Annotated in this window: 20 protein-coding genes and 1 pseudogene; 12 read left to right on the top strand and 9 right to left on the bottom strand. The window is 64.7% G+C overall.

The genetic code is table 11. The features are described from left to right. Positions 1-6: 6 nt before the first annotated feature. Together P9220_RS20665 and P9220_RS20660 are read left to right on the top strand one after the other, a co-directional pair. Positions 7-561, top strand: coding sequence for a DapH/DapD/GlmU-related protein (locus P9220_RS20665; RefSeq protein WP_309767292.1), 555 nt, complete (start codon positions 7-9; stop codon positions 559-561). 422 nt (positions 562-983) lie between these two features. Then, entirely contained in the window at positions 984-2,111 is a 1,128-nt protein-coding gene (locus P9220_RS20660; RefSeq protein WP_309767291.1) for a glycosyltransferase, read from the top strand. Positions 2,112-2,135: 24 nt separating this feature from the next. On the opposite strand, the gene P9220_RS20655 is transcribed toward P9220_RS20660, so the two are convergent. Continuing rightward, positions 2,136-3,155 (bottom strand): polysaccharide deacetylase family protein, encoded by a 1,020-nt coding sequence (locus tag P9220_RS20655; RefSeq protein ID WP_309767290.1) that lies wholly within the window; start codon positions 3,153-3,155, stop codon positions 2,136-2,138. A gap of 187 nt (positions 3,156-3,342) precedes the next feature. On the opposite strand from P9220_RS20655, the gene bluB reads away from it, so the two are divergent. Beyond that, positions 3,343-4,011 (top strand): 5,6-dimethylbenzimidazole synthase, encoded by a 669-nt coding sequence (gene bluB / locus P9220_RS20650; protein ID WP_309767288.1) that lies wholly within the window; start codon positions 3,343-3,345, stop codon positions 4,009-4,011. A 3-nt stretch (positions 4,012-4,014) separates the two neighbouring features. Here bluB and P9220_RS20645 read toward each other — a convergent pair whose 3' ends face one another. The 5 genes from P9220_RS20645 to fae form a co-directional block, all read right to left on the bottom strand. Further along, the gene (locus tag P9220_RS20645; RefSeq protein ID WP_309767287.1) at positions 4,015-5,229 is read right to left on the bottom strand and encodes a YeeE/YedE family protein; all 1,215 of its coding nucleotides are present in this window, start codon (positions 5,227-5,229) and stop codon (positions 4,015-4,017) included. Positions 5,230-5,677: 448 nt separating this feature from the next. Next, complete coding sequence (locus P9220_RS20640) at positions 5,678-6,775, bottom strand: carotenoid 1,2-hydratase (protein WP_309767285.1); 1,098 nt, start codon at positions 6,773-6,775, stop codon at positions 5,678-5,680. Beyond that, positions 6,775-9,336: an FtsX-like permease family protein gene (locus P9220_RS20635; RefSeq protein WP_309767284.1), complete on the bottom strand. Its 2,562-nt coding sequence runs from the start codon at positions 9,334-9,336 to the stop codon at positions 6,775-6,777. Before P9220_RS20635 ends, P9220_RS20640 begins: the two co-directional genes overlap by 1 nt. Next, complete coding sequence (locus P9220_RS20630) at positions 9,333-10,028, bottom strand: ABC transporter ATP-binding protein (RefSeq protein WP_309767283.1); 696 nt, start codon at positions 10,026-10,028, stop codon at positions 9,333-9,335. Before P9220_RS20630 ends, P9220_RS20635 begins: the two co-directional genes overlap by 4 nt. A 114-nt stretch (positions 10,029-10,142) precedes the next feature. Next, positions 10,143-10,676, bottom strand: a complete 534-nt coding sequence (gene fae, locus P9220_RS20625; protein ID WP_309767282.1) for a formaldehyde-activating enzyme — start codon at positions 10,674-10,676, stop codon at positions 10,143-10,145. A gap of 268 nt (positions 10,677-10,944) precedes the next feature. Between fae and P9220_RS20620 the strand changes: the two genes are divergently transcribed. The 6 genes and pseudogenes from P9220_RS20620 to P9220_RS20595 all read left to right on the top strand — a co-directional run bounded on the left by P9220_RS20620 (position 10,945) and on the right by P9220_RS20595 (position 16,082). Further along, complete coding sequence (locus tag P9220_RS20620; RefSeq protein WP_309767281.1) at positions 10,945-11,973, top strand: toxic anion resistance protein; 1,029 nt, start codon at positions 10,945-10,947, stop codon at positions 11,971-11,973. A 24-nt stretch (positions 11,974-11,997) separates the two neighbouring features. Beyond that, on the top strand, positions 11,998-12,783 hold the full coding sequence (locus P9220_RS20615; protein WP_309767279.1) for a VWA domain-containing protein: 786 nt from the start codon (positions 11,998-12,000) through the stop codon (positions 12,781-12,783). A 14-nt stretch (positions 12,784-12,797) separates the two neighbouring features. Then, a pseudogene (locus tag P9220_RS20610) lies at positions 12,798-13,835 on the top strand (DUF475 domain-containing protein). 32 nt (positions 13,836-13,867) lie between these two features. Further along, positions 13,868-14,533, top strand: coding sequence for a TerD family protein (locus P9220_RS20605; protein WP_309768208.1), 666 nt, complete (start codon positions 13,868-13,870; stop codon positions 14,531-14,533). Between the two features lie 62 nt (positions 14,534-14,595). Next, positions 14,596-15,456: a hypothetical protein gene (locus tag P9220_RS20600; RefSeq protein WP_309767278.1), complete on the top strand. Its 861-nt coding sequence runs from the start codon at positions 14,596-14,598 to the stop codon at positions 15,454-15,456. Then, positions 15,453-16,082 carry an HAD-IB family hydrolase gene (locus P9220_RS20595; RefSeq protein WP_309767277.1) on the top strand — a complete coding sequence of 210 codons (630 nt, stop codon included), beginning with the start codon at positions 15,453-15,455 and terminating at the stop codon, positions 16,080-16,082. Before P9220_RS20600 ends, P9220_RS20595 begins: the two co-directional genes overlap by 4 nt. Before the next feature lie 3 nt (positions 16,083-16,085). Here P9220_RS20595 and P9220_RS20590 read toward each other — a convergent pair whose 3' ends face one another. Both P9220_RS20590 and P9220_RS20585 read right to left on the bottom strand, forming a co-directional pair. Next, positions 16,086-17,471, bottom strand: a complete 1,386-nt coding sequence (locus P9220_RS20590) for a sensor histidine kinase (protein WP_309767275.1) — start codon at positions 17,469-17,471, stop codon at positions 16,086-16,088. Next, entirely contained in the window at positions 17,461-18,138 is a 678-nt protein-coding gene (locus P9220_RS20585; RefSeq protein WP_309767274.1) for a response regulator, read from the bottom strand. The genes P9220_RS20590 and P9220_RS20585 overlap by 11 nt, the downstream gene beginning before the upstream one ends. Positions 18,139-18,301: 163 nt before the next feature. Here P9220_RS20585 and P9220_RS20580 point away from each other — a divergent pair, with 163 nt between their 5' ends. The 3 genes from P9220_RS20580 to P9220_RS20570 are packed head-to-tail and all read left to right on the top strand — an operon-like array spanning position 18,302 to position 21,018. Continuing rightward, positions 18,302-19,336, top strand: a complete 1,035-nt coding sequence (locus tag P9220_RS20580; protein WP_309767273.1) for an ABC transporter substrate-binding protein — start codon at positions 18,302-18,304, stop codon at positions 19,334-19,336. Between the two features lie 8 nt (positions 19,337-19,344). Then, a complete protein-coding gene (locus P9220_RS20575) occupies positions 19,345-20,133 on the top strand; it encodes an ABC transporter ATP-binding protein (RefSeq protein ID WP_309767272.1) in 789 nt (262 codons plus the stop codon). A 24-nt stretch (positions 20,134-20,157) separates the two neighbouring features. Continuing rightward, positions 20,158-21,018 (top strand): ABC transporter permease, encoded by an 861-nt coding sequence (locus P9220_RS20570; RefSeq protein WP_309767271.1) that lies wholly within the window; start codon positions 20,158-20,160, stop codon positions 21,016-21,018. A gap of 76 nt (positions 21,019-21,094) precedes the next feature. Here P9220_RS20570 and P9220_RS20565 read toward each other — a convergent pair whose 3' ends face one another. Continuing rightward, positions 21,095-21,757 (bottom strand): hypothetical protein, encoded by a 663-nt coding sequence (locus P9220_RS20565; RefSeq protein ID WP_309767269.1) that lies wholly within the window; start codon positions 21,755-21,757, stop codon positions 21,095-21,097. Positions 21,758-21,967 lie beyond the last annotated feature (210 nt).

Raw genomic sequence — 21,967 nt, 5'->3', positions numbered from 1 at the left:
TTACCGATGAAACCGATCGATCTGATCAGAAGCGACCTTTACCGTTATGCGGGCGCGGCGAACGCGGGCGCGCTCGTGCGAAAGTTCGTATCGTCGGAGGGATTCAATTATTCCGTCTGGTTCCGTCTTGCATCGTCGAGACCGCGTGGAATTCTTGGCGTAGTCCTGAGGATCATCCTGCGTCGCAAGCAGAGACAGTTCGGCATCGTCATTCCGCCTGGGACAGCCATTGGCCCGGGACTATTCATCGGGCACTTCGGCAATATCGTGATCAACGAAACAGCCGTTATCGGCGCGAATTGCAATCTGTCGCAAGGCGTGACCATCGGCTCGAATCACGGCCAGGCCGCGACGATTGGGGATAACGTGTATATCGGCCCGAATGTATGCATTGTCGAAAACGTCGTGATCGGCGATTCGGTGACCATCGGCGCGGGCAGTGTCGTGACCGCCGACGTCCCTTCCAACGTCACGGTTGCAGGCGTGCCGGCGCGCGTGATGAGCGACGATCTCGCGCGTAACCGTCAGGGCCGGTATGTTCTTCGCCGATGGACTGCCTGACTTCGCGATGCCCTCGACGAGCAGCTATACGTAAAGGCGTCGTCATCATATCGACATACGCTATGTGTCAAGTGGCGCCAATGCACAAAAGAAGGCTTTCAGGAGCGTCCAATTCTTAACCAATACGCGGCCTAGCCAACATTTCATCAACAAAAAAACGTGCCATCGAAAAGTCGTGTCGGGCGATGATATTCGGACTCCCAACGTGATTCGTTTAGCGGGATATCCCTGATTAATCATAAAAAACGCGGGAATAAGAAAGGGTTATCGCACGTTTCTCGATTTGCATATCCGCAATATCGCTGGGTGCAGTCGCTTCATCGCAGGACTCGTGGGCCGAAGCACCGGCCTGCTTCAACGGGCTTGGTTTCCATGACTCATTCCGATCGACCGTCCGCGCTGTTGACCATGAGCACACGACAATGCTGAATCTTGCCCTCGGCTGCCTGACATCGTTTTGTCTGACCCTCTGGATCGTGAAATATACGTCTCGTGCCGGTTCCCGCTGGCTCGATTCCGATTTGAAGGGAGTACAGAAGATGCACACCGTCCCGGTCCCGCGCGTGGGCGGCGTGGCGATCATGGGCGGAACCGGAATCACGTTTTTCATAGGCGGCATATTCGACGCCAACCCGCCCGGCGAGTCGATGCTCCTGCTAGGCTGCGCCGCGATACCGTTTCTTGCGGGCTGCATCGAGGACATCACCAAGCGTGTGAGCCCGCGCATTCGGCTGCTCGCTGCGATGGCCGGCGCGATCTGCGCGGTCTATGCATTGAACGCGGTGCTCGGCCGCGTCGATCTGCCTATCGTCGATCGCGGGCTTGCGCTGATGCCGGTTGCAATCGGCCTCACGGTGCTCACGGTGTCGGGACTGACCAATGCCATCAATCTGATCGACGGCATGAACGGACTTGCGTCGGTATCGGCCATACTCATCTTCGGTTCGATCGGCTATGTCGCGCATCAGGTCGGCGACTGGCTCATCATGAGCGTCGCGTTGACGATGATCGGCACCATCCTCGGCTTCGCGGTGTGGAACTACCCCGGCGCGGCAATCTTTCTCGGCGACGGCGGCGCATACTTCATCGGCTTTCTGATGGCGGAACTGCTCGTGCTGTTGATTGCGCGGCATCCGAACGTTTCGGCGTGGTATGCGGCCGTGGTGGCGATCTACCCGCTCTTCGAGACGATCTTCTCCATCTACCGCCGCAAGTTCGTTCGCGGGCGGCCCGTCAGCGAGCCGGATGGCGTGCATCTTCATACGCTGATCTATCGCCGTATTGCGCTGCACGGCGCCGATTATGGCGATGCCCGCCAGCGCGGCCGGCGCAACGCGCGGACATCGCCTTATCTGTGGGCGCTGTGCTCGGTCGGCGTCGTGCCCGCGTCGTTCTTCTGGAACGAGCCGGTCGTGCTGTTCGCCACGGACATCGTGTTCGTCGGCGCGTACGTGTGGTTCTACGCGTGCATCGTGCGATTCAAGACGCCGCGCTTCCTGCTCGGTCACGCTTCCATCACGCCGGCCACGTCGCAGGAAACGCGCCGCTGACGCCGATCCTCGATACCGTCGCGTTCAGGCGGCGGTTTCGAGCGCGCTCGATGCGCGGCCGTCCGCGTGGTGGCGTTCGCCGAGCGCGCATAGCTCTTCCATGTTCAGCGACACGAAGCCGTATCGCTCGCGCAGTTCGACATAGTGGTCCGCGATACGCTGCAGGAACGCGATGTTCTGCGCCGTATCGCGTCCGAAGTTATGCGGATGCCACCACAGGTGATACAGCCGCTTGTGGATCGCGGCGTGCGTCATTGCATGCTTGATGCGGTTGAGGCGCAAGTGGTCGAATACCGCCAGCCTGCGCTTGAAAGGCCGTAGGAAACTGCTCGCAGGAAAGTTGAACGGCGCTGTGCGAAAGCAGTCTTCAAGCGCGTGCGTGTTGTGCCCGGACACGTTGACGTACGCATCGAGCAGGCGGCTCGCGCGCATCATGCGGCTTTGCCCTGCCTTGTCCGATGCCGCATAGGCGTGCCCGCCTTGCGTCCCGCGATAACACAGAATGCCGTGACGAACGAGCACGGCGAGATAGGCATCGTTGCATTGATTGCGCGGAAACACGATGCTCTTGATATCGACGCCCGAGCGCCGCGCCACGTCCACCGCGCATGCGATGTCCTCCTCGAACTCGCGCACGCCCTGCCCCTCTTCGAGACAGTAATAGTGCGAGTACGTGTGCGTGCCGATGGCCTGCCCCGGCTGTGCCGCAATGCGCGCAATCAGGTCGGGCGCGAAGTGATAGAGCGGATCGAGTTCATGCGCGGCATCGATATATTCATACGGCGATATTCCTGGCCGCTTGTAGTGCGGACGCGTTTTCGGAAGGCTTGCTTTCAGTTCGGCGGCATCGCGATGAAACATGAAGCCGACGGTCGCCCATGTCGCATGAATGCCGCTATTCTCGAAGACGTTGAGCATCTGCGGAATGGCGCGCCGCCCGCCTCGCAGATTCTCTCCATAGCTTTCGATGGTCCGCGTCTCGCGCACGCCCCAGAGCAGTTCGAAGTCGAGCGAGACGGTGAATACGCCGTGATCGAAGGTCATGTGCCTGCCTGGTCGATGAATATGCGGACGGTGAGCGTGTTCCGAACGGCATCGGGCATGTTCGCCGATTTTCCCGCGCGCGATGGTGGTCTACCGCACCGTGATGCACGTTCGCGCCCGGCATCGCTGTGCACGATTGCGCGATGCGGATACAGTTGCGCTGCCGCGCATTCCACGACTATCGACGATGAACGAGACTTTCAGCGAGACTTACAGCGAGACTTTCAGCGAAGCAGAACGAAGCGCGGTCTACCGCGCGATTGCCGAGCGGCGCGACATGCGGCACTTCGTGAGCGATGCCGTCGCGCCGCAAGTCATGCAGCGCCTCATCGACGCCGCCCTGCACGCGCCGAGCGTCGGCTACATGCAGCCGTGGCGGATCGTACGCATCACGTGCGCGCAGCTTCGGCAGCAGCTTCAGGCAGCGGTGGAGCGCGAGCGGCTTCTGACCGCCGACGCGCTCGGCGAACGTCGCGATGCGTTCATGAAGCTGAAGGTGGAAGGCATGCGCGAGTGCGCGGAATTGCTCGTGATGGCGCTGATGGATGGCCGCGAGCAGCACGTCTTCGGCCGACGCACGTTGCCCGAGATGGACCTCGCGTCGGTGGCGTGCGCGATTCAGAACATGTGGCTCGCGGCGCGCGCCGAGGGCATCGGCATGGGATGGGTATCGCTATTCGATCCGCGTGAGATCGCCGAATTGCTGGCGATGCCGGCCGGTGCGCGGCCCGTCGCGATTCTGTGCATCGGCCATGTCGAACGGTTTTATGACGCGCCGATGCTCGAAACCGAAGGCTGGGCGAAGCGTCGGCCACCGGAGGAATGCGTCTTCGAGAACCGGTGGCCGCGCGAGTGACGGTCAGCAGGACGTGGGCTTGAGCCGCTCGACTTCGAGCCCGAACATGGGGCGCAGCCGCGTGCCGAGCACGTTGCCGAAGAACGCGGCGACGAGCCAGAGCCAGCCGTGCAGGCTGCCCGACACGATGCCGCTGAAATAGGCGCCGATGTTGCATCCATAGGCGAGACGCGCGCCATAGCCGAGCAGCAGACCGCCGACGATGGCGGCAATCAGCGAGCGCATCGGCACGCGCCACACGGGCGCATAGCGTCCGGCGAGCGCGGCGGCGAGCATCGCACCGAGCACGATGCCGATGTCCATCACCGAGGTCACGTCATGCGAGACCGGCGCGGCGAGTGTCGCGGCGTTGGCCTTGCTCATCCAGTAGGGCCAGCTTGCGACATCGACGCCCATCGCCGCTGCCGCTTTTGCGCCCCACAGCGCAAACGCCGATGTAACGCCCCACGGCCGTCCGGACAGCGCGAGCGTCGCGAAGTTGAGCACGGCGAGCGCGAGCGCGCCGGCGATGAGCGGCCACGGTCCGTGCAGCCACGGCGACGTATGCGCGGGCTGCACGTGCGCCGCGACGAGCTTGCCGTGCCGGCGCTTTTCGACGAATACGGTCAGTGCCGCGATCAACGCGAACAGAATCCAGTTGAAGGCGAGCGCGGGTGCGAGGCCCATCGACTTGACGAGCGATATCGGCTGAAGCGATGGCATCGCGGTCCAGAACGGCATATGCGCGGTCGCGATCACCGATCCGGCGATGAACGCGAGCAGCGTCACGATCATGCGCGTGCTGCCGCCGCCGACGGTGTACAGCGTGCCGGATGCGCAACCGCCGCCGAGTTGCATGCCGATGCCGAAGATGAACGCGCCGACGATCACCGAGGTGCCTGCGGGAGATACCAGGCCGGTTACGGGCATGCCGAAGAGGGAGCCTGCTGCGAGCGCCGGGAAGAACAGCGCGACACCGACTGCGAGCATGAGCATCTGGGCGCGGAGCCCCGCGCCGCGGCCATCGGCGATGAAGACGCGCCAGGCAGACGTGAAGCCGAACGCGGCGTGATAAAGCGCGATGCCGAGCAAAGCTCCGACGATGTAGAGCGCGGCCTGGCGCGGGCTGGCGGTTTGCGCGAGGTACCACGCGCCGGCTAGAAGCAGCAGTGCTGCTATGCCTAGCGGTTTGGGATTGATGTCGCTGCGGCGGCGGAGGGGGCTGGTTAGGTCGGACATGGCTTTCTGTGACGGGTTAACCCCTACATTGTCGCGGTTTTGGACGCGGTTTGCAGACAAGTGGGGCGGCGCTTTCGTGAAAGCATTGCGTGTTCCGCACACGGGCGTGGTTGGGGCAAGCCGCTCGATGCCTGACCTTGGCCCACTGTGCAGCGGCGTGCGATGCTTTGATTGCGGTACTTTGCTCGTCTTGGGCGTATTCAAAATCGCGCGGCGGCGGCCCGAAGACGCTCGGAGTCAGTGTTGTCAGTCTGCGAGAAAAACCAAGAAAAGCAGCATCCTTCCGAACCGCCCAATGCGCTACCTAATATCCCCAATCCATAAAGCATCGGTAGCAATCGAGTGAATCAGCCGCCGCTAATGCGCTTCCGCCCCCGCTGAGCGCCACGTCCTCGAGCCCTTGACTCGTCAGCCCCGGCGAGAAGCAAAAACGCAAGAGCACGATCATTCACCGCTTCCCCGCCTCCACCGCCTTCGCATACCCGGTCAACTCGAGATACCCCCGCCCCCGACGCCCCGCCCCCTGCGCTTCTCCCGTCACCGTCACCGCACCTTCCCAATACACCGCCCCCGTCGATTCCCGCGAGTCCAGTTCCTGATCGTCGATGAGCGGCGCCAGGCGCCAGCGCGTCGCACCGACGCGCACGGTCATCGCCACCGGATACTCCGTGTTCGTGCGCGGCGATCGCCACTGGCGCTCCGGCACGAACTCCACATCGCCGGGGCCGTATTGCGTCGTGCGGCCATCGCGGCCGCGCAGCGCGGCATGCGCCCACACCGCGCGGCCATCGCGCGAGCGGACCTTGAAGGCCATCAGCGCCGCGCCATCGTCGAGATTCGCGCCGAGCCAGTCCCAACCCGACGCATCCGCCGAAAGCAAAGTGCTCGACCACTCGTGATCGAGCCACGCACTGCCCGTCACATCGACCGTCTCGCCCTTGCCCGATGACGACGGCCGCGTCACCTTCCCGCTCACCTGCAACTGCGGCTCACTGTAGTAATAGCTCGCCTGCTGCGGCTGCGGACCCTTGCGCGAATAACCACCCTCGCCCTGAATCATCGGCGGCTGCGTCGGCGCAAAGACGAGATGCAACGCAAAACCGGCGGCGTCGGCGTCGACCGCGTAGCGGCCATCCGCGTCGCGTACCATGCGCCACGCATCCAGCTTGACGTCCGTATTGCCCGCGTTTGCGTACGCCAGGCCGAACCCTTGCCGCGCGATGTTCTGATCGTGCACGAGCCGCCCATGAGCCGGATCGGACAGCGCGGCATGCGCGACGATCAACTGCGACGGATCGAACGCGCCCCCGCCGTTCCCCTTGCCGGTGTTCGAGCGGAAGAACGTGATCTGAAAGCCGAGCGGCTTGTGGTCCGGCGTCTCGAGCCAGCCGGTCGCGTACCACCATTCCGTGCGATACCCCGAATGCGCGCCGCTGTCCTGCGGCCACTCGATCGGCCGCCCCGGCGACACCGCCGCGAACTGTGGCTCGGCGGCGAGCGAGGTCGTCGAGAGAAGCGCTTGCAGCAGCATCGATAACGCGCGCATCACCAGTCCTCCCGCACGGCGCGCACCGCATCCACGGACACCGCGCGCCGCCCCGCCAGCACCGCCGTGGTACACGAAGAGACCAGCATCACGCAGCCGATGATGAAGAGCATCGACCACGGCACGTGCAGCGACATCGTCCAATGGAAGCTTTGCGGGTTCACCACGAACACGAGAATCAGGCTGATGGCGAAGCCGAGCACGCAGCCGACCGCGATGCCGAGCACCGTCAGCAGGCCGCCTTCGGAGGCAAGCAGCGCAAGGATCTGCTTCCTCGTCACGCCCACGTGCCGCAACATGCCGAACTCCCGCGAACGCGCGAGCGTCTGCACCGAAAACGTCGCGGCCACCCCGAACAGGCCGATGACGATCGCCACCGCTTCGAGCAGATACGTGACGGCGAAGCTGCGATCGAAGATGGTCAGCGTGCGCGCGCGAATGTCGCCGGGCTGCGAGAACTCGAGCGCATCGCCGAACGGCAGCTTCTGCAGCGCCGCGATGACCTGCCCGGCCGACGCACCCTGGCGCAGCGTAATGGCCGCATCGGTCGCGCCCATGTCGCCGGTCAGCCGCCGATAGTCCCCGAGGCGAATCTGCAGCGCGCCGGTCTGCCGGACATAGTCGCGCCAGATGCCCGCGACGACGAAACGCTCGCTCGCGCCGCCGACCGGCAGCGTGAGCCGTTGCCCCGTGCGATAGCCGTACAGGTCCGCCATCGCCTCGGACGCCCACACCGGCGTTTCGTCCGTACGCCACGATTGCGGCGGCAGCGTCGCGCCGGTCATCTGCAGCATCGCGCCGGGATCGGCCTCGTTGATTTCGCGGGCGATCAGCGCAACCGGCGGCTTCGATGCATCGAGCGTGATCTGCGATGCGCGCGAGAACGCCGCGTGCGCCACGCCGTTCGTCCCCGCAATCCGCGCTTGCTGGTCCGGCGTGAGGCCGCCGGTGTCGCCGCTCGACGCCACGCGCGCGTAGACATCGGCGGAGAGAAGATGCTCCAGCCAGTCTTCGACGGATACGCGAAAGCTCGCCACCATGATCGCCATCGCGACGATCAGCGTGAAGCTCGACAGCACGCCGCCCATCGCGATCGACGCCTGCCCCGGCGCGTTCGCAAGCCGGGCGAGCGCGAGCGTCGCGACCGCGCTTCGCTTGCTCTTTGCACGCAGCCACGCATGCGCGGCGCTGGCCGCGCCGAACACAATGGCGGTGAGACGCGGCATCAGCGCGATACCGCCTATCAGCAGCAGCGCGACAGCGGCATAGCCGGCGAAGGGCGCATGGTCGATGGGCGGCGCCTGCGTCAGCGCCGCGCCGAGCGCGAGACAGAGCAGCGCGGGCCACGGCGTCGACAGGGGCGAGAGCGCGGCTTCCTCGCTGCCCGCCTTCAGCGCCGGCGCAGGCCGCGCGCGGGCCGCTTCGAGCGCGGGAACCAGCGTGCCGGCGAGCGCCACGCCGATGCCGAGCGCGAGAAAAATCGCCGTCGAAACAGGCTCGAAGTGGACGCGCGGCTGCACGCCGGGGAAGTAGCCGCCGCCCAGGTCGCTGCCGAAAAAGCGCAGTGCGATGCCCGCGACCGCGAAGCCGAGCGCGATGCCCAGCACCGCGCCCGCCACGCCGAGCAGCGCGCCTTCGGCCATGATCTGCCGCACGAGATGCCCGCGCGTCATCCCGAGCACGCGCAGCATCGCGAACTGGGCGCGGCGGCGCACGACGCCCGCTGCCTGCGTCGAGAACACGAGGAACGCGCCCGTGAACAGCGCGACGAGCGCCAGCACGTTCATATTGATGCGATACGCCCGCGAGAGCCGGTCCGTGCGGCTCTCGATGTCCCGCGTCTGCCCGACGACGATGCGCGCGCCGAGTTCGTCCTGCAGCGCGCGCTGGAACGCTTCGCGATCGACGCCGCGCGCCAGTTGCAAATCGATGCGCGTCAGTCGGCCCTGCATGCCGAAGCGCGACTGCACGGCGGCGATGTCCATCACGCCGATACGCTGCCCCGGCAACGCGCGCACGACGCCGCCCGCCACGCGCAGCGGCACCGGCTGCGTGCCGTTCTGCAGATCGACCTGCAGGCCCACGCCGGTATGCAGCCATTGCTGCGCGGCGGTCGAGAGAAAGATCGCATCGTCGGACAGCACATCGAGCGGCGCTTGCGGCGACGGCGCGCCGATCAGATCGGGCGCGATGCGTTTCGCCCGGAACACGTCGATGCCGAGCACCTTGAGCGGCGCGGTCTGCTTCGGCACGGCGACATCGACTTCGAGCACGGGACTCGCCATCGCGACGCCGGGGCGCATTGCGAGGACCGGATAAAGGCGCTCGTCGATGAACGGCTGCACGCCGCGCACCTGGAGGTCGGCCTGACCCGACAGGCTGCGCGCGGCGGCGGAGAACTCGTTGAACGCGGCGCTGTTGATGAGTTGCACCGCATAGCCGAGCCCCACGCCGAGGGCGATGGTGAGAATGGCGACGAGCGCGCGTCCGCGATGACTGCGCCATTGCGCGCCGAGCAGCCAGCGCGACAGCAAGCGATGAGCGGCCGGGCGCGCCGTCATCGTGCGCGCGCTTCGTTGAACGCCGCGAGCGATGCAGCTTCGTGCAGGGCGCCATCGGCGAGAATCAGCACGCGGTCGGCAAACGCCGCTGCCGCTTCCGAGTGCGTGACCATGATCGCGGCGGCGCCGGTCGCGCGCGTCTCGGTGCGCAGCAGGCCGAGAATTTCATGCGCGGTCTGCGGGTCGAGATTGCCGGTGGGTTCATCGGCGAGTATGAGGCGCGGCCGGTGCACCAGCGCCCGCGCGATCGCCACGCGCTGCAGTTCGCCGCCCGAGAGCTGGCGCGGAAGATCGTCCTGACGATTGAAGAGGCCCACGGCCGCGAGCATGCCGTGCGCCGGTGCGAGCGGCATGCCGTTGAGCAGCAGCGGCACGGCGACGTTCTGCACGAGCGTCAGATGCGGCAGCACGTGAAACGCCTGAAACACGAAGCCGAGTTTCTCGCGGCGCGTCCGGGTGGCGGCTTCGTCGCTCAGGGCGGAGATGGACACGCCGTCGATCAGGATTTCGCCGCTGTCCGGCGCGTCGAGGCCCGCGATGAGATTGAGCAGCGTGGACTTGCCGACGCCCGAGTCGCCCATGATCGCGATGAATTCGCTTGATCCGAGCGTGAAGTCCAGTCCCGCGAGAATGGTTCTGCCAGAACCGAAGGTTTTATGAAGGCGGCGGCATTCCAGTGCGGGGCGGGTCATAGGCAGGCGCGTTCCGGTGTCCTCGGGTGATGCCTATTATGCCTAGGTGTTTCGTCGGATGTGAGACGAAGACGCCGCCCGTTTCGTTCCGTTAGGACGCCATTGCTGTTTCGCTCAGCTCCAGTCGTCCATGTCGTGCTTGATGCTGTGCCGGTTCGCGATCAGCGTCTCCACGCTCGGCTCGTTGCTCATCGCGCGCTGGATGGCGAGCTTAGTCGCTTCGTAGTTCGTGCGGTACATGTCCTTTTTGTCGAGGTTGGCGTCGGCGCCGCAGCGCGGATCGATCCACACGAGGCTGATGATGCACAGATCGTCGGCCTGGTCCTTCGGCAGGATGCCTTCGATAAGGCAATCGACGACGGCATCGGCGGTGGCCGACTGCACCACGCCGCCGAACAGCTCGATGGCCGGCATGTCCTTGAGCGTGACCTTGGGGACGATCATCGTCGCGGGGCGGACCATCTGATTGCACGCGCGTATCGCGAACATCGCGGTATGTCCTTTCGACTGCGCCATCATGTTTGCGAATGCATGGCCGACCGGCCCGTCGACGCGGCCGATCAAGATCTCCGGCATGGCGTCGGTGGCCTGGCCGGGAGCGGCGAATACGGTGGCTTCGCCGGCGCGGAATTTCAAATCTACGGACATGAGCGGCTCCTGGGTCGTCGGGTATGCGAAGTGACAAGGGCATGCAAGGTGGATGCCATGCGTGCTGCCACAACGAAAGCTCCCGCCACGCGTGACACTTTGCTCAATGCGTCGCCGCCGAACAATTCAGCATTTCTGGCTCAAAGTGTCTCCGCTCTTGCGATTCCCTTTCGTCCATCGTCCAATGCCGCCTTCTATCCGCGTAATTCAGAGGCGTTTTACGCGCGGTTCGATCAGCATGACTGAAAAGAACAACGAGATAAGAACGATGAAGCCACTATTCGGCGAGAGCCGCGAGGCCCGCGCCCCGGCCTCGCGCGACGATGCCGCCGTCGCCAAACTCCTGACGGAGGATGAAATTCACGGCCTCGGCGCGAAAGCCGGCGAGCGCGTGGCCGGCCTGTCCCAGCGCATCCTGTCGGAGGTGCGCGCATCCGACGCCGACCAGTTTGGGGCGAAGCTCAACGAACTCATCGTGACCGCGAAGGGTCTCGATCCGGCATCGCTGGGAAAGCGCGGCATCGCCGGGCGCATCGCGGCAATGTTCCGTTCAACGAAAGAGCGCCTGCTCGCGCAATTCGATTCGGTCGAGAAGCGCATCGGCACGCTCGTCATCGAACTGGAAAGCAACGCGAACCGGCAAAAGCGCGATATCGCCGAGCTCGACCAGATGTACGCCGACAACTACGACACGTTCCGTCAGTTCGAAGACGCGCGCGCGCTCGGTCAGGCATCGCTCGAAGCGTATCGCGCGGTGCTTGCAGAGCCGCACGAAGCCGCCGACGCCTTCGCCGCGCAACGCACGATGGACCTGCGCCGCTGCGCGAATGCGCTGGAACAGAAGATCGACGACCTGTCCCGCGCCATGCTGATGTCCGAACAGCTTGCGCCGCAGATTCGACTCGAGCAGGACCACAAGCGCACGCTCATTTCGAAGTTCGCCACCGCGAAGACGGTGTTGATTCCCGCCTGGACCAATGCGTTCTCGCTCTACATCAAGCAGTTGAGCACGAAGAAAGCAGCCGATCTCGTCAACGCCACCTTCGATGCCGCCGACGCCGCGCTCCGCGCGCAAGCCGACCAGTTGCACGCGAACGCCGGCGCGGTCGCCACGCTGGGGCAACGGCCGGTGATCGCCACCGAGACGTTCCAGTACACGCAGCAAAAGCTCTTCGATGCAATCGACGAAATGTCGAAGATCATCGAAGACGGACAGCGGCGGCGTCGCGCGGACGAGCCGCGCCTGCGCCAGCTGGAACGCGACTTCGTCGCCCGCTTCAACGACGCAAAGAATTAAAGACGCCCTATCCAAAAGGCCAAGATGAGCACCATCAATCTGCACAAGCCCGCGCTGGCAAGCCGTGGCGAAACCGTATCCATCGTCCTGTCCAAACGCAGGCTGCCGCGTCCGCCCATCGTGCGGGTCGCGGCCGCACTCGATATTTCCGGCTCGACACAGCCGCTTTACGACTCCGGCGTGATTCAGGAAACGCACGACCGGATGCTCGGCATCGCGATGAAGTTCGACGACAACGGCGAAATCGATACCTGGACGTTCACCGAAGGCTTCGATCGCCTGCCGACGGCCACGCCCGAAAACTATGGCAGCTACATCACCGAGCACGTGCTCGGAAACAACGGCATTCGCAAGTGGGGCGGCACGATGTACGCGCCCGTCATGGCCGATATCGTCAACTTCTTCTTCGCGCCGCCGGAATGGCCGCAAGCGAAGCCGAAGGACAAGCGCGGCTTCTTCGCGCGGCTCTTCAGCGCGCCGGGCGCTGCGCCCTCGCCGCTGCCCGCGGAGCCCGCGAGCACGATGCCCGCGTGGGTGCTCTTCGTGACCGACGGGCAAAACACCCCACGCGATCGCACGGATGTCGAAACGCTGCTGCGCGATACGCGCAAGTTCCCGATCTACTGGTCGCTCGTCGGGGTGGGCGATCCGCGCGAGTTCACCTTCCTTCGCGACCTCGCGAACGACTTCCCGAACGCAGGCTTTCTGCATCTCGAATCGCTCGATATACCGGATCAGCAGATCTACGAGCAGCTCATCACCGAGGAATTCTGCGACTGGGTTCGCGGCAGGGAACAACCGCGCGCCTGACCCGCGCTCAACGCATCCTCCAGGCATTTCGACTCAAGCTCCAACATGAAACTCTTCAAGATCCGCTCGCGCTGACGTTCATCGCGCTCGTGGCCGCGCTCGCGATCGGCGGCGTCAAGGACATGATCCTCGTCGCCGTGCTGTGCATTCTGGAAATATCGCTCTCGCTCGATAACGCCGTCGCCAACGCAGCCGTGCTTCGCAACTGATCGCAGAAATGGCGCGACCGCTTCATGACCTATGGCCTGCCGCTCGCCGTGTTCGGCATGGGCCTCGTGTTTCCGTTGCTGATCGTGTGCATCGCGGGGCATATCGGCTTCATCGAAGCCGGCAGGCTCGCGCTCGAAGCGCCGCAGCAATACGCGGCCATCCTCACGTCCGCGCATCACGAAGTATCGGCATTCGGCGGGGCGTTCCTGCTGATGGTCTTCTTCAAGTTCATGCTCGATACCGACAAGGACGAGCACTGGATCGCCATCATCGAGCGGCCCCTGACGCGCCTCGGACGCCTCACCGCAATCGAAACCGCGCTCACGCTCGCCGTCATCGCGCTGGTGTCGCTGCAATTGCCGGAAGGCGAGCGCGCGTCGTTTCTCTTCGCAGGCGGCGGCGGCGTGATCGGGTTCATCGTCGCGCACGGCATCGGCGATCTCGTCGGCGGTGATGAAACCGGCGAGCGCGTCGTGCGCGAAGGCGTCGCGGGCTTCCTCTATCTCGAACTGCTCGATTCGTCGTTCAGTTTCGACGGCGTCATCGGCGCGTTCGCGCTGACGAACAACGTGTTGCTCATTGCGCTGGGACTCGGCGTCGGCGCGGCCTATATCCGCCAGATGACGCTGATCCTGCTGCAGAAAGGCACGCTCGCGCAGTATCGCTTCCTCGAACACGGCGCGTTCTGGGCCATCGGCGCGCTCGCGGTCATCATGCTTTGCGTCACGGTGGACGTTCCCGAAGTCGTCACCGGCCTCATCGGCGCGTTCACCATCTGCGTGGCCGTGGTGAGCTCGATCATCGTGCAAAGGCGCGAACAGGCAGCCGCATCGTCGCACTAACCACTCATCGATTAAGCATCAACATCATGTCAATGATCAATCTGTCCAAAGGCGGACGCATCAACCTGTCGAAAGAAGCGCCCAACGCGACCCGGTTCAAGGTCGGGCTCGGCTGGGACGCGAACGCGACCGACACCGGCAACGACTTCGATCTCGACGTCTCCGTCTTTCTCTGCGACTACGACGCGGAGAACAACCCGAAGCTGATTTCGCAGAAGCACTTCATCTTCTACAACACGGAGATCCGCACGCTCGACCGCCAAACGACGTTCTTCCAGCCCGGCGACGAATGGCCGCGCAAGGGCATGTCGGCGTCGGAGTGTCTCGGCGTCATTCATAGCGGCGACAACCAGACCGGCAGCGGCGGCGGTGACGACGAAGTGCTTTTCATCGACACGAAGAAGCTCGATGCGGCCGTGAATGAAATCTCGGTGGTGGTCACCATCGACCGCGCGCAGGAGCGCAAGCAAAACTTCGGGCAAGTGCGCAACAGCTACATCGCCATCTCCGAAGAAGAATCGGGCAAGGTGCTCGCGCGCTATGCACTCGAAGAGGACTTTTCGATGGAAACCGCCGTGCAGGTCGGCAGCTTCTATCGCCGCGACGGGCAGTTCATGTTCAAGGCCGTGGGCATGGGCTACAACCGCGGACTCGCGGACTTCGTGGCGGCCTATGGCGGCCGTGTGGACCGCGCCTGATCGATAAGGCCAACGGGCATCGCCTGACGCGATGCCCCTGATTTCGCGTATGAGAAGCCTGCGTGTCACGCGATAATTTCCAGCCCCGGCCGCTCGATTTCGGCGACGCGCGTCCGGAACCGCGCGTGCTGCGGTTCCCGGAAAAGAGACCCGCCGAACCGCCGCAAGTCGCCGCGCCACTATTCGACGAACGCAGCGCGCGCAAGCCCGCGCCGCGCGGCGAACCGGGACGCGCGCTCTTCGGCGAAAGCGGTCACCCGCTGCTCGACCGTTGCTTCGAACTCGCGATGCAGCGATTTCCCGAGCTGTATCCGAAGCATCGGGCGCGCATCGAACGCGCGATCCGGCAGTTGATGCCGCCGAGCGTGGAGAGCGCGGCATCCATCGCCGATGCGCCGCTCAGGGCTTGCGGCGAATCCGTCGAAGCGCTCACGCGCATGACGCGCGACTTCGCCGACCTCGACGCGGCCGGTATCATGGCCAGCTTGCTCGATCGCGCCACGCAGAAGCCGGGGCTGATGAACCGCATCGCCGGCCGATACCTTGGCGTGCGCGAGCCCGAGCCGGATTACCGCGCCGCCCTCACGACGCTCAAGGTTTCGCTGCAGTCGTTCTCCGCGCGCATCGACGCGTTGCAGAAGACCGTGATGCAGGCGCGCGAAGGGCTCTGCATCGGTCTTGCGGCCCTGTGCGCCGTTGCCGATGTCGACGGCGAGCCGAACGACGCGACCGCGTCCAATGCGCTTTACGACCGCCGCGCGATCGTGCAGCAGGCGTTTCAGCAACTCGAACTGCTCGCGCTTCAGGCGCGCGGCTTCGAAGCCGAAATCGTCAACCTGCTGTCGCGCACCGATCAACTGATGAACGTGACGCTGCCCGCCGCGCTCGCGGCCCGGCAGACCACCAAGCACACTTTCCGATGACACGACGCGCAAGAACCATCGCCGCATTCGATTTCGACGGCACCATCACCACGGGCGACAGCCTGAAGGCGTTCGTGGTTCACACAGTCGGGATGGCACGATTCCTGGCGGCAGGCGCGCTCGCCGGGCCGCAAATGCTCGGCATGGCCGTGGGCACGTGCGACCGCGGCACGGCCAAGGCCGCCTTTCTGCGACACGCGTTGCGGCGCATCCCGCGCGCCGAACTAGAACGCGCAGCGCGCACCTTCTGCACGGCGCGCCTGCCCGCGATGATCCGCCCCGAGATGATCGAGCGGGTCAACGCGCATCGGGCGCTCGGACATGAGATCGTGCTCGTGAGCGCGTCACCGTCGTTATATCTGCGGATATGGGCGTCGGAGATGGCGGGCATCGGCACGTTGCTCTCGACGCAACTCGAACTCGACGATCGCGGCTTCACGGGCCGTTTCATCGGCCGGAATTGCTGGGGGCCGGAGAAAGTGGCGCGGCTCCAGGCATGGTGGCGCGACGATCCGCCCGCGAAACTCTTCGCCTATGGCGACAGCCGTGGCGACAAGGAAATGGCCGAACTGGCGCATGTCGCGTGGATTCGCGGAACCGGCCCGCTGCCGCCGCTCGCCCCCTGACAATCACGCCGCCGCGAACTGCACCGCCACGATCACGCCGCGCCCCGAAGGCTCGCTTGCCGTGATCGAAATTTCACCGCGATGCGCCTGCACGATCTCACGGGCGATCGCGAGTCCGAGCCCGGTGCCGTCCGTTTCCGCCGACGCGCGATAGAACGGCTCGAACACGCGGCTGCGCGCTTCGGCCGGTATGCCCGGCCCGTCGTCGGTGACGGCGAGCGTCACCCGTTCGCCCTCTCGCGCCACCGCGACAGTCACATGCCCGCCCGATTGCGTATAGCGCACGGCGTTTTCCGTCACGTTGAACACGAGCGCCGCAAGCAATCCCTCGTGACCGATGATCCACGCCGCATCGCCCAGTTCCGCGCCGAGATCGATGCCGCGCTTTTGCGCAACCAGCGCGAGATCCTCGACCACATCCTTTGCGATGCCGGACAAGTCCGCCTTCTGCGTGGCGAGCTGCGTGTAATCCGCCGCTTCGGCCTGGGCGAGCAGCAGCAGCTTGTTGGTCAAGCCGACCATCGAACGCGTACTGCGCTGCATCGCGGCGAGCGCTTCCGAAAGCGACGGCGTGAGCGGGCGATGCTGCCGCGCATATTGCACCTGCGTCTCGAGCACGGTCAGCGGCGTGCGAAGCTGATGCGCCGCATCCGCGATGAAGCGGCGCTGCGCCGCCACCTGCAGGCCGAGCCGCGCGATGCACTGATTGATCGCGTCGACGATAGGCCGCAACTCCGCATGCAAGCGCTCGACCCGCAGCGGCTCGAGCTGCATCGGATCGCGGTCCATCACCTCTTCCTTGATCTTCAGTAGCGGGCGCAATTCGAACGTCAGGCCGATGCACGCCAGCGCCACCGCGAGCAACACGATCTCGATCTGCCTCACGAGCTGGGGACGCCACAGCTCGCGCACCATCGCATCGCGCGATGCCTGCGTCTTGCCGACCGATACGAGCACGCGGCGAATCGACCCGTTGTCGTACATGCGGCGCACATAGCCGATCACGCGGATGGACGCGCCGTGCAAGGTCGCGTCGTAGTAGATGGGGGTATCGTGCGTGGCCGCCTCCGCCGCCGCGCGGTTCGACGGGAAATCCGGCAGGCCCGCGAGCAGGCGGCCATCGTCGACGCTGACGTGGTAATAGACCTGATCGCCATGAGGCGACGCAAACACTTCGAGCGCCGCTGGCGGAACGTCGACGCGCAACATGCCGTCCGACCACTCCACTTCGCCCGCGATCATCCGCGCCGATGCGAGCAGCGTGTTTTCCTGCAGGAGATCGGCCGTGTGGCGCGCGTTGTCGTACGCGGCCTTGCCCGTCACGAACACGTACAGCGCGAGCGGCACGAGCAGCCACCACAACAGGCGAACGCGCAGGCTATTGGTCATCGTCCTTCTTTCGAAGCAGATAGCCGAGCCCGCGCAAGGTCACGATCGCAGCCGAACTGCCGTCGAGTTTCTTGCGCAGGCGCGACACATAGATTTCGAGCGCGTCCTCGCTCGGCTGATGCTCATGCGTGAAGATGGCATCCAGCAGCGACGCCTTCGAGACCGTCTTGCCGAGCCGCAGCACCAGCGCCTCGAGCACGCTGCGCTCGCGCGGCGTCACGTTGAGCGGCGCGCCTTTCAACGCGAACTGGCGCGTGTCGATATCGAACACCAGATCGCCGCACGACACTTCGTTCGCCGTCGCGGCGCTGCGCCGGCGAATCATCACCTTCACCCGCGCAATCAGCTCGCGGACTTCGAACGGCTTGACGAGGTAATCGTCCGCGCCCGCGCCGAGCAGCTCCACTTTCTCGTCGATGGAACCGCTCGCCGTGAGGATCATCACCGGAGTCGCGTCGCCGCGCTGGCGCATCCGCCGCAGCACGTTCTTGCCGGAAAGCCGCGGCAGGTTGAGATCGAGCAGCACGACGTCGTAGTGACTGGCGCGCAGCAGTTGATCGGCCGCTTCGCCGTCCTGCACCGCGTCGAGCGCGAACGCCTCCTGTTCCAGCATCTTCGCGAGCCAGAGCGAAAGCGTCGGGTTGTCTTCGATCAGCAGCAGCTTCATGCCGCGCGATTGTAGGGCGTCTCGCACATGCGCGATGCATCGGGTTAACACCCATGCTCCGGCGCCGGCTCAGAAAGCTGGCAGAAGGTTTGGCGTTCCTATAATCGGCGCACACATTCGAAAAGCGGGCCGCGCACGACGGCCCATCTCAAGGAGACACCCCATGCGTACTCTGCGCCAGATCGCTGGCTTGACCGGTATCGCTTTTGCGCTTGCCGCCGCTTCCGTGTCCGCTCACGCGGAAAAAATATCGATCATGGTCGGCGGCGCGACCAAGATCATCTATCTGCCCGCCAAGCTGACCGAGCAACTCGGCTACTTCAAGGACGAAGGGCTCGACGTCGAAATCCTCTCGCAGCCTGCTGGCGTCGACGCCGAGAACGAACTGCTCGCGGGCGCGGTGCAAGGCGTGGTCGGCTTCTACGATCACACCATCGACTTGCAGAGCAAGGGCAAGGAAGTGCAGGCGCTCGTGGTCTTCGGTCAGGTGCCGGGCGAAGTGGAAGTGGTCTCGACCAAGGCTTCGGCGACGCTCAAAAGCATGGCCGACGTCAAGGGCAAGACGCTCGGCGTGACGGGCCTCGGATCGTCGACGAGCTTTCTCACGCAATACCTCGCGCAGCGCGCGGGCGTGACGTCGAAGGAATACACGCTGCTGCCGGTCGGCGCGGACAACAGCTTCATCGCGGCGATCAAGCAGGAGCGCATCGATGCGGGCATGACCACGGAACCGACGGTTTCGCAACTGCTCAAGACCGGCGACGCGAAGGTGCTGGTCGACATGCGGACCATCGAAGGCACGCGCGCCGCGCTCGGCGGCACGTACCCGGCGTCGAGCTTCTATGTGCAGCGCGCGTGGGCCGAGTCGCACAAGGCGGAGGCCGCGAAGCTATCGCGGGCGTTCGTGAAGACGCTGAACTTCATCGCGACGCATAGCGCCGAGCAGATCACCGAGAAGATGCCGAAGGATTACTACGCGAAGAACAAGGACCTCTACGTGGCCGCGCTGAAGGCCTCGCTGCCGATGTTCACGAAGGACGGCAAGATGCCGGCCGATGGCCCGGACACCGTGCTGAAGGTCCTGGCAGCGTTCAATCCTTCGGTCAAGGGCAAGCATATCGATCTCGCGCGCACCTATTCGAACGAGTACGTGTCGGGCGCGGCGATGGCGTCGGCATCCGCATCGGCCACCAAATGAGGCCGGCGATGAACCCGACACGACAACCCGCCATCGAGCTTCGCAACGTTTCCTGCCGCTTCATTTCGCCCGATGGCCGCGCGACCGTCGCGCTGCGCGACTTCAGCATGTCGGTGGCGAAAGGCGAGTTCGTCGCGATCGTCGGTCCGACGGGCTGCGGCAAGTCCACGACGCTCGGCATGATCACGGGCCTGCTGAAGCCGACCACCGGCGAAGTGCGCGTGATGGGCGCGCCCGTCGATGGCATCGATCCGCGCATCGGCTTCGTGTTTCAGGCCGATGCCGTGTTTCCGTGGCGCTCGGTGCTCGACAACGTCGCGGCGGGGCCGCTCTATCGCGGCCGCTCGAAGTCCGCAGCCTACGACGAAGCGAACGAATGGCTGCGCCGCGTGGGCCTCGACAAGTTCGGCAAGCACTATCCGCATCAGTTGTCGGGCGGCATGAGAAAGCGTGTGGCGCTCGCGCAGACGTTCATCAACAAGCCCGAAATCCTGCTGATGGACGAGCCGTTCTCCGCGCTCGACATGCAGACGCGCACGCTGATGCAGGACGAACTGCTGCAGCTCTGGTCGGCGAATGCGGGATCGGTGGTGTTCGTCACGCACGATCTCGAAGAAGCCATCGCGCTTGCCGACCGCGTGTTCGTGCTGACCGCGCGGCCCGCGACGCTCAAGAAGGTCTACGAGATCGACTTGCCGCGTCCGCGCATCACGTCGGAGATTCGGTATCACCCGCGCTTCATCGAAATTTCACGCGATATCTGGCACGACTTGCGCGAAGAAGTGCAAATCGGCTGAACCCGTCCGAAAGGAACCTCGAACATGTCAACACCTCAACAGACGATGCCCGCGGGCATCGACGCCGGCGCGCTGGCGCAAGTCGAACGCGAGGCGCAACGGCGCATCCGGCAGCGTCATGCGCTCGTGATCGGGCTGCGCATCGCGGTGCTGGTCATCGTGCTCGGCGGCTGGGAACTCTCCGCCCGGCTGCACTGGATCGATCCGTTCTTCTTCTCGATGCCTTCCGCAATCTATGAACAGATCGTCGAATGGTTCGTCGACGGCACCTCGCAAGGACCGTTGCTCACGCAAGTCTGGGTGACGCTCGAAGAGACCGGGCTCGGCTTCATCATCGGCTCGGTGGCGGGCGTGGTCTGCGGCATCGTGCTCGGGCGCAACAAGCTGCTGTCGGACGTGTTCAGCATCTACATCAAGATTGCGAATTCGATTCCGCGCGTGGTGCTCGGCTCGGTGTTCGTGATCGCGCTCGGCCTCGGCATGGCGTCGAAGGTCGCGCTCGCCGTCGTGATGGTGTTCTTCGTCGTGTTCGCCAATGCGTTCCAGGGCGTGCGCGAAGCGGACCGCTACATGATCGCGAACGCGCAGATTCTGGGCGCATCGCGGCGGCAAGTGACGACCTCGGTGGTCATTCCGTCGGCGCTCTCGTGGATTCTCGCGAGCCTGCATGTCAGCTTCGGCTTCGCGCTCGTCGGCGCGGTGGTCGGCGAATTTCTCGGATCGAAGCAGGGCATCGGGCTGCTGATCTCGACGGCGCAAGGCGCGTTCAACGCGAGCGGCGTCTTCGCGGCGATGATCGTGCTCGCGGTCGTCGCGCTCGCGGCGGACTACCTGCTGACGGCGGTCGAGCAGAGGCTCTTGAAGTGGCGGCCTGCTGCTACCTGACACGCTCGCTGCTGTTCCAAAAGCAAAAACCCCACGCGCGGCGCGTGGGGTTTTTTGTTTTCTGAAGGACGCCGGATCAGGCGCCCGAATCCGCTTTCATCTGCTTTTCCCAGCCGAACGCGTGAACCTCGGACACCGGCCGGTCTGTCGCGACGACGCCGCGCAGTTCGCCGGGCATCGGCAACAGAAGGCCATGCCACGTCGACGATGCCGCGCCCTCGCCGCGCCCTGCTCTTTGCCTCGCGATATGCGCCGCTTCGACGAGCGCGATCTGCGCGCCCCGTGCGCCCGGCGCATCGACGCTGAGCCCGATTCCCACGTCGGCGGACGCCACCGCCATCACGATCCAGATGCCCGAGTACGACACATCGACGCCCACGCTGCGCTCACCGGCCGCGTCCTTCACGACGATGCGCTCGTCGGGCGCATCCTCCACGCGCACTTCCTGCGGGCGGCATCCGAACATCTGCGATACGACGAGCCGCAGCGTCGCCCGCGCGACGCCGAAGCGGCGGCCGATCGCCGAGTTGGGATAAAGCCGCGCGCGCCTGCGCTCCGCGACGCTCAGCCAGCTTCCGATATTCGACGCCGACGCGAAGCGGAATTCGCTCGTGATGAGCCACAAGCCAATTTCGCCCTCGGCGGGCGGCTTGTCGACGGTGCGCGACTTGGCGAGATCGTGGAAATGCCACGGAACGTTGTCCGCGAATTCCAGCGGCAGGGAGACCGGGCCCTGCATCACGCATTCGGTCCCGCTGAAACGACGATTTGATGCGGCATGGCGGCGCTCCTTCGGTTGTTCTTTGGACGATGTGCGCCCCGGGCGGACAACTATCGATTCTCGACAATGAATTCTTAAGAAATGCTTAGGCGCATGGGATAGCTCCGAAGTGGAGCAGGGAGAAGCCTGAAGGGTCACGCCTTGGTGGCCGTCGATTCGTGCGCCGTC

Origin of the sequence: Caballeronia sp. LZ016, from assembly GCF_031450805.1 — a bacterium.
GTDB lineage: Bacteria > Pseudomonadota > Gammaproteobacteria > Burkholderiales > Burkholderiaceae > Caballeronia.
The sequence above is the reverse complement of the archived record's forward strand: the minus strand, read 5'-3'. Positions and strand labels throughout refer to the sequence as shown.